7 protein-coding genes and 1 pseudogene are annotated in these 6,981 nt (G+C 63.1%); 6 read left to right on the plus strand and 2 right to left on the minus strand.

Annotated elements, in window-relative coordinates; all coding sequences use genetic code 11:
- From EN939_RS14930 to EN939_RS14940, 3 genes and pseudogenes are all read left to right on the plus strand, one after another.
- Positions 1-339 (plus strand): annotated as a pseudogene (locus EN939_RS14930) (LacI family transcriptional regulator); the annotation flags it as partial.
- Positions 340-343: 4 nt separating this feature from the next.
- Positions 344-652: a hypothetical protein gene (locus EN939_RS14935; protein WP_127268618.1), complete on the plus strand. Its 309-nt coding sequence runs from the start codon at positions 344-346 to the stop codon at positions 650-652.
- A 44-nt stretch (positions 653-696) separates the two neighbouring features.
- Complete coding sequence (locus EN939_RS14940) at positions 697-1,224, plus strand: GNAT family N-acetyltransferase (RefSeq protein ID WP_127268619.1); 528 nt, start codon at positions 697-699, stop codon at positions 1,222-1,224.
- A 4-nt stretch (positions 1,225-1,228) separates the two neighbouring features.
- Here EN939_RS14940 and EN939_RS14945 read toward each other — a convergent pair whose 3' ends face one another.
- Positions 1,229-2,107: a LysR family transcriptional regulator gene (locus EN939_RS14945; RefSeq protein WP_127268620.1), complete on the minus strand. Its 879-nt coding sequence runs from the start codon at positions 2,105-2,107 to the stop codon at positions 1,229-1,231.
- 122 nt (positions 2,108-2,229) lie between these two features.
- Between EN939_RS14945 and tmpA the strand changes: the two genes are divergently transcribed.
- Together tmpA and tmpB are read left to right on the plus strand one after the other, a co-directional pair.
- Entirely contained in the window at positions 2,230-3,381 is a 1,152-nt protein-coding gene (gene tmpA / locus EN939_RS14950) for a 2-trimethylaminoethylphosphonate dioxygenase (protein WP_127268621.1), read from the plus strand.
- A complete protein-coding gene (gene tmpB / locus EN939_RS14955) occupies positions 3,378-3,968 on the plus strand; it encodes a (R)-1-hydroxy-2-trimethylaminoethylphosphonate oxygenase (RefSeq protein WP_127268622.1) in 591 nt (196 codons plus the stop codon). Before tmpA ends, tmpB begins: the two co-directional genes overlap by 4 nt.
- A 72-nt stretch (positions 3,969-4,040) precedes the next feature.
- Here tmpB and EN939_RS14960 read toward each other — a convergent pair whose 3' ends face one another.
- Complete coding sequence (locus EN939_RS14960) at positions 4,041-5,861, minus strand: NAD(P)/FAD-dependent oxidoreductase (protein ID WP_127268623.1); 1,821 nt, start codon at positions 5,859-5,861, stop codon at positions 4,041-4,043.
- Positions 5,862-6,281: 420 nt separating this feature from the next.
- Between EN939_RS14960 and EN939_RS14965 the strand changes: the two genes are divergently transcribed.
- On the plus strand, positions 6,282-6,981 hold a 700-nt coding region (locus EN939_RS14965; RefSeq protein ID WP_335930792.1), incomplete at its 3' end, for a DUF6600 domain-containing protein.

A 6,981-nucleotide genomic window follows, 5' to 3' on the forward strand; every position in this document is an offset into this window, starting at 1 on the left:
TTGCAGGGCGGCGGGATATTGCGCGAGGCCGACCAGCCGGTGTGGCGCGATCCCGACACCGGCTATGTCAGGCGGCATCTTTCGCCGGCTGGCGATATGCCGCTGGAACTGATCAAGGTGCATCTGCCGGCGGGCGCCAAGGTCAGTTTTCCGGCCGCTTCATACGCCTTCATCAAGCAGCAGATATGGCTGATTTCCGGGCGGCTCGAATTCATCGAAGGTGAGACAGTGCACAAGCTTGTATCAGGCGACTGCCTGGCGCTCGGGGCGCCGTCGGACTGCACCTTCCACGCCCTCGAGCCCGGCGCCGACTATCTCGTCGCGCTGGTCAGGGGCTGACACAATGGCAAGAAGACCAAAGCGCTCCCACAATGGGGGGCCGCCTCTCGATGAGTACAAGGGCCCGCCATGGGGCAAGGGCGATCCCTACATCTTCCTTGCCTGGCAGGCCGCTCATGCCAAGGCGTGGAAGGCGCCGAGCCACGAGGTGATGCTGCTGCGCATGGACAGAGCCGAGCGGCTTGGCCTGACCTATGAGGAGTACACGCTCGAGATACTCGAGCGCGGGCGGCATCTCGGGCACGAAGACGCCGACCGCATCAGCGCCATCAAGGCGGCGCGAAAGCGACGCCGCGCGCACCGTCTGGACTGACAGCAATGCGCCCGCTTCTATTGCAATCACAGGATATCCTGCACATGAACTCGATCGAGATCGCACCCCTGAACCCGACTGCCGAAACGCAGGACATGCTGGCCGAATTGCTGGTCGCAACGGTGGCGGCCGGCGGTTCGGTCAGCTTCATGCATCCGTTGGCGCCGCAGGCGGCAAGGACGTTCTGGGAGAAGTCGCTGGCCGCGGCGGCAAGGGGCGAAAGATCGGTGCTTGGCGCCTGGGACGGCAAAAACCTCGTCGGCACCGTGACCTTGCTGCTCGATTGTCCGCCCAACCAGCCGCACCGGGCCGAGATCGCCAAGCTGATGACATCAGTCGATTACCGGGGCAGGGGTGTGGGAACGCGCCTGATGCGAGCCGCCGAGAGCCTCGCCCTGGAGAAGGGCCGCACGCTGCTGGTTCTGGACACGGCGACCGAGGAGGGCGCCTCAGGCCTCTATGAGCGGTTGGGCTTCACGCTGGCCGGTGAGATACCGGACTATGCCCTGAAGCCGCATGGCGGGCTGACCGGCACGTTGATCTACTGGAAGCGGATCGGGCCAATCTCATAACCAGTCATGCCGGCGCGGAGAGGCGCAGGAGCAGCCATTGGCGGAAATCCTGTTCGGCTCCGGTCAGGCGTGCTGTCGACGCCCTGGTCAGGAAATGCCCCGATGTGCTGGAAAGTTCATAGTCGGAAAGCCTGACCAGCGTCTTGCTGTCGAGCGCCGCATCGACCAGCGGCCGCGAGCCCAAGAGCACGCCGGCGCTGGCGCTCGCCGCCTCCATGGCGGTGACGAAACTGTCGAAGCGGTGCGATCGTCTGGGATGGCCAGCCAGTCCAGCGGCGGCGAACCATTCCGCCCACATCTCGCGCGCGCCGGCGACCAGAAGCAGCGGCAGGGAAGGCCAGTCGTCGTCGCCGGCGAGCGCAGGTGCGGCCACCGGCACGAGCCGCTCGGCGGTCAGTCTGTCGGCTTCGCGTCCGGGGAACGATCCGTTGCCGAAGCGGATGTCGAGCACCGAGCCCGGCAGATCGTAGTCGGCAGGGCGATGGATCGTCACCAGATCGAGTTGGATGCGCGGCAGTGCCTTGGCGAGATCTGGCAGCGCCGGAACCAGCATGAGCAAGGCAAAGGAGATCGGCGCCCGGATGGTCACGGTCTGGACGGCACGCGGCTCGAACAGTTCCGCGGTGCTGTTGCCGATGGTGGCGAAGGCCGACTGGATGTGAGGCAAGTAGGCCGCACCCTCCGGCGACAGTGCAACGCCCCGCGCCAGCCGCGAAAACAAACGTGTCTTGAGCCGCTCCTCGAGAAACCGGATGTGCTGGCTGACGGCTGCCTGGGTGAGACCGAGCTCGGCTGCCGCCGCGGTGAAATTCGACAGCCGCGCCGCCGCCTCGAAACTGCGCAGCCAGTCCAGAGGCGGCACGGGTGTATTTGTACGAGCCATTAGTATTCTGCGGTCATTGGCTAAAAAATGATAATTTGAGTTATGCCTGTCGCGCGATCAACATGCAATCGAAACCCTGCGGATCAGGCTGCGGGGGACGCAATGAACAGGAACGGATCTCCATGCTCACCCACGCGCTGATCGGCGACGAAGGCAGAACAATCGACCTTGGCTGGCAGGACGGGTCGCGCAGCCGTTTTCATGCCATGTGGCTGCGCGACAATGCGCTGGACGACAAGACGCGCAGCGCCGGCAATGGTCAACGGCTCATCACCATTCTCGACATTCCCGCCAACACCAGGATCGGCGCCGCGTCGATCAAAGGCGGCGCCCTGGAAGTCAGCTTCGTGCCCGAGCAGAAGACGGTCAGCTTTCCCGCGGCATGGCTGAGCGCCAATGCCTATGATCGTGACGCAGGCCGCCAGCCGGGCTGGACAGGCGAGGCCACCGTGCGATGGACCAAGGCCTCGATGCAGAATTCGGTACCGCGCGCCGGCTATGTTGCGGCCAGCCGCGATCGTGCTGTGCTGGGGCAATGGCTGTCGGCGGTGAAAACCTATGGCTTCGCGGTGATGGACGATCTGCCGACCGAATCCGGGGCGCTGTGCAAAGTATCCGATCTGTTCGGCTACATCAGGGAGACCAATTACGGGCGCTGGTTCGAAGTGCGCGCCGAGGTCAATCCGAACAATCTCGCCTACACGAATCTCGGCCTCCAGGCACACACCGACAACCCCTATCGCGACCCTGTGCCGACGCTGCAGATCCTGTCCTGCATCGAGAATACGGTTGAGGGCGGCGAGTCCAGTGTCGTCGATGGGTTTGCCGTCGCGGCTGCGCTGCAGGCTGAGAACCCGGAAGGCTTCCGGCTGCTGAGCTCATGCCCGGCGCGCTTCGAATATGCCGGCTCTTCCGGCGTGCGGCTGCAGGCGAAGCGGCCGATGATCGAGCTCGGGCCCGATGGCGAGCTGATTTGCATCCGCTTCAACAACCGCTCCCTGGCGCCGACGGTCGACGTGCCGTTCAGCGATATGGAAGCGTACTACGCCGCCTATCGCCGGTTCGCGGAACTGATCGAGGATCCATCCTTCGAGGTGACGTTCAAGCTCGAAGCGGGGCAGGCGTTCATCGTCGACAACACCCGCGTCATGCATGCCCGCAAGGCGTTTTCCGGTACCGGTAAGCGCTGGCTGCAGGGCTGTTACGCAGACAAGGACGGTCTGCTGTCGACGCTCGCGGCGATCGAGCATGGGTTCAAGGAGGCGGCGGAATGAGCGGCCAGGATTTGAACGCGGACACCATCGTCGAGTTCATCGCCGACATCTTCGAGCGCCGGGGTGCCGAATCCTATCTCGGCGAACCCGTCACCATGTCGGAGCACATGCTGCAGGGCGCCTGGTTCGCCGAGCAGGACGGCGCGCCGGACGAGCTGGTGGCGGCGGCGCTGCTGCACGACATCGGCCACTACACCAGCGAGTTCGGCACCTATTCGCCCGAGGATGTCGAGGACAAGCATCATGACGAGGCCGGTGGCGAGGTGCTGGCGCCGTTCTTTCCGCCGGTCATCGTCGAATGCGTCAGGCTGCATGTCGCGGCCAAGCGCTATCTCTGCGCCACCGACCCGACCTATTTCGGCAGGCTGTCGCAGGCCTCGGTGCACACGCTGTCGCTGCAGGGCGGGCCGATGAGCGCCGATGAAGTGGCCGAGTTCCGCAAGAACCCGTTCCACGAGGAAGCGGTCCGGGTCCGCATCTGGGACGAGAGCGGCAAGATCGCCAACATGAAGACACGGGCGTTTCGCGATTACGTGCCGCTGCTGCAGCGGGTGGTGACACAGTTCGCCGCGGGTAAGCCGGCGTAATTCCCTCGAAGGAAGGAGGCAGGGTGCAAGCCATGCCTCCTTCCTTTTTTACTCCGCAGGAATGGCGCTCGCCTATCCCTTGTGGTGCACCTGCTGCAGGCCGTAGACCGGCGTCGCCAAGCCGGCCTGCCTGGCTTTCAACTGCAGCGCCAGGAACTGCGAATAGTGTCGTGATTGGTGCAGATTGCCGCCGTGGAACCACAGCGCCTCCTGTTGCGTCGGCTTCCACATGTTGCGCAGCTCACCTTCCCAGGGGCCGGGATCCTTGGTGGTGTTCGAGCCGAGGCCCCAGCATTTGCCGACCTTGTCCGCGGTCTCGCGCGATATCAGATCGGCGGCCCAGCCGTTCATCGAGCCGTAGCCGGTGGCGTAGACGATGAGGTCCGCAGGCAGTTCCGACCCGTCGCTGAGCAGAACCGAGTGCTGCTTGATCTCTTCGACGTCGACGCCGCTCTTCAGCTTGATCGAACCATCGATAACCAGCTGCGAGGCGCCAACATCGATGTAATAGCCAGAGCCGCGCCTTAGGTACTTCATGAACAGGCCGGACTCGTCGTCGCCCCAGTCGAGCATGAAACCGGCCTTTTCCAGTCCCTTGTAGAACGCCGCATCGCGTTTCTTCATCTCGGCATAGGCCGGGATCTGGAACTCGTGCAGGATCTTGTAAGGCAGCGAAGCGAAGATGAGATCGGCCTTGGCGGTGGTGATGCCATTCTGCAGCGCCTGCTCCGAATAGAGCGAACCCAGTCCGATTTCCATCAACGTGTCGGACCTGGAGATATGGGTACTCGAGCGCTGCACCATGGTCACGTCGGCACCAGCTTCCCAAAGTGCGGCAGCGATGTCATGGGCGGAATTGTTGGATCCGATGACAACGGCCTTTTTGCCGGCATAGGCGTCGGGACCCGGATGCTTCGACGAGTGGTGCTGGTCACCCTTGAAGGTTTCCATGCCCTTGAATTTCGGCAGATTGGCCTTGCCGGACTGTCCGGTTGCCAGCACCAGCTGCTTGGGCTTCAGCGTGATGTCCTTGCCGTCGCGGTGGACGACGACGGTCCATTCCTTCGTCTTGTCGTCATAGGACGCACTTTTGGCCTCGGTCGAGGACCAGTAATTCAGCTCCATCACCTTGGCGTACATTTCCAGCCAGTCGCCGATCTTGTCCTTGGGCGAGAAGACCGGCCAGTTCTTGGGGAAATCGATATAGGGCAGATGGTCGTACCAGACCGGGTCATGCAGGCAGAGCGATTTGTAGCGCTTGCGCCAGCTGTCGCCGGCACGCTCGTTCTTCTCGATGATGATGGTGGGCACGCCAAGCTGCCGCAGCCGCGCGCCGAGCGCGATGCCGCCCTGGCCGCCACCGATGATCACCGTATAGGGCTGCGTCTTGAAGCCGAGCTCGGCGGCTTCCCTCTCGCGTTCTTCTTTCCATGTCGGACGGTTCTTGCCCGAGCCGTGCCTGGCGCCCATCGGCCGCGCAAAGCCTGCCGGCTCCTCGTGGCCTTTCAGTTCGGCCATGGTGGTCAGCAGCGTCCAGATCTTGCCGTCCTTCAGCCTGATATGGCCGAAGCCGCGCGCCACTTCCGTCTCGAAGCTGATCCAGCCCTCGATCAACCCGTCGCTCTCCGTCGCGTCCTCGCCCTTGGCGATGGCGAAGTGCGACGGCCTGGTTTTCGACAATTGGTTTTTCAGCATGTCGCGGACCTGGTCGCGGCCTTCCATGGTCTTGATGTTCCAGGTGAAGGTAACGAGGTCGCGCCAGTAGCAATCATCTTGAAAGCAATCGACCGCCTTCTCGATGTCATTGGCAGCAAGCGCGGCGCCGAATTGATCGAGCAGGTCGGACAGTTTCTTGCTAGGGGCCGTGTTCTTGCTAGAGGGCTTGTCGAGCATCAGGTTTCCTCCCGTGAAATCCAGATCGTCATGGTGGTCGCTCCGCCGGGCTTGCCGCCGGACGATCAAGTATCGTCAGAGATGGTGGCCCTCGTCACGCCCCACCATAGTTTCCAGCGATTTCAATGGTCTATCCTAGAAATGAGATCGCCAGGCGGTTTCGGAATCGCCCGGGCGCCGGAAACGAACGTTCCATTTGTGAATGCCGCGCCGGTCGCGCAAAATTGATGGTCAAATGCCGCAATGCGGTCACCCGGGCCGATGACAACCGATCGGTGAGAAGCCGGGAAGCGGTGGCGGGCAACAGGGCGGTTCCCGGGATTTTCTGGATGCGGAACTCTGGAGCCCGTTATGATCATCATACCTTTCATCCAAGCGTCTTCATGTCGCTCCCTTGGCCGGCGTGGACGCGCAGCAGCAATGGCCGCGGTCATGGCCTTGAGCGCGACCCTGACCGGCCCGCTGGTGCTGCCCGGAACGCAGGCGCATGCGGCGGAAATTGCCGTCACCGTCCGCGAAAGGCTTTCGAATTATGGCGGATGGCGAACCTCGGCCCGATTCGGCGATGTCTGGGTTCCCTCGGTCCGTACCGAATGGCGGCCGTACACCGAAGGCAGGTGGGTCTGGACCGACGATGGCTGGTACTGGCAGTCCACCGAGCCATTCGGCGATGTCGTCTATCACTATGGCCGCTGGGCGTATGATCCCGATTTCGGCTGGGTGTGGATCGCCGGCGATCAATGGGCGCCAGCCTGGGTGGTGTGGCGTCAGGGCGGCAATGATGTCGGCTGGGCTCCAGCGCCGCCCGACGTCGGTGTCGCCTTCGACGACGCCTGGTGGTGTTTCGTGCCTGTGGCGGCGATCGGCGCGGTCGATCTGGTCAGGATGGTGCGGCCGGTGCAGGAGAACGTCGTCATCATGCGCAACACGACGATCATCAACCAGACGGTCGTGGTCAACAATGCACCGCGCGTGCGACTTGGCAATCAGGTCGTTGCAATCAATGCCGGACCCCGGCTGCAGCAACTCCCGAAGCCCGTCATCGAATCGATCAAGGCGGCAAAACTGGTTCCGCCTCGCAAAGGCGTGTTTGCCAGTGCACGGCTCGATGTTTCCAGGG

It is taken from the genome of Mesorhizobium sp. M7A.F.Ca.CA.002.05.1.1, assembly GCF_003998335.1.
Classification (GTDB): domain Bacteria; phylum Pseudomonadota; class Alphaproteobacteria; order Rhizobiales; family Rhizobiaceae; genus Mesorhizobium.

Coding starts and splice junctions, on each gene's coding strand:
- EN939_RS14935 (WP_127268618.1), top strand. CDS start 344: ATGGCAAGAAGACCAAAGCGCTCCCACAATGGGGGGCCGCCTCTCGAT.
- EN939_RS14940 (WP_127268619.1), top strand. CDS start 697: ATGAACTCGATCGAGATCGCACCCCTGAACCCGACTGCCGAAACGCAG.
- EN939_RS14945 (WP_127268620.1), bottom strand. CDS start 2,107: ATGGCTCGTACAAATACACCCGTGCCGCCTCTGGACTGGCTGCGCAGT.
- tmpA (WP_127268621.1), top strand. CDS start 2,230: ATGCTCACCCACGCGCTGATCGGCGACGAAGGCAGAACAATCGACCTT.
- tmpB (WP_127268622.1), top strand. CDS start 3,378: ATGAGCGGCCAGGATTTGAACGCGGACACCATCGTCGAGTTCATCGCC.
- EN939_RS14960 (WP_127268623.1), bottom strand. CDS start 5,861: ATGCTCGACAAGCCCTCTAGCAAGAACACGGCCCCTAGCAAGAAACTG.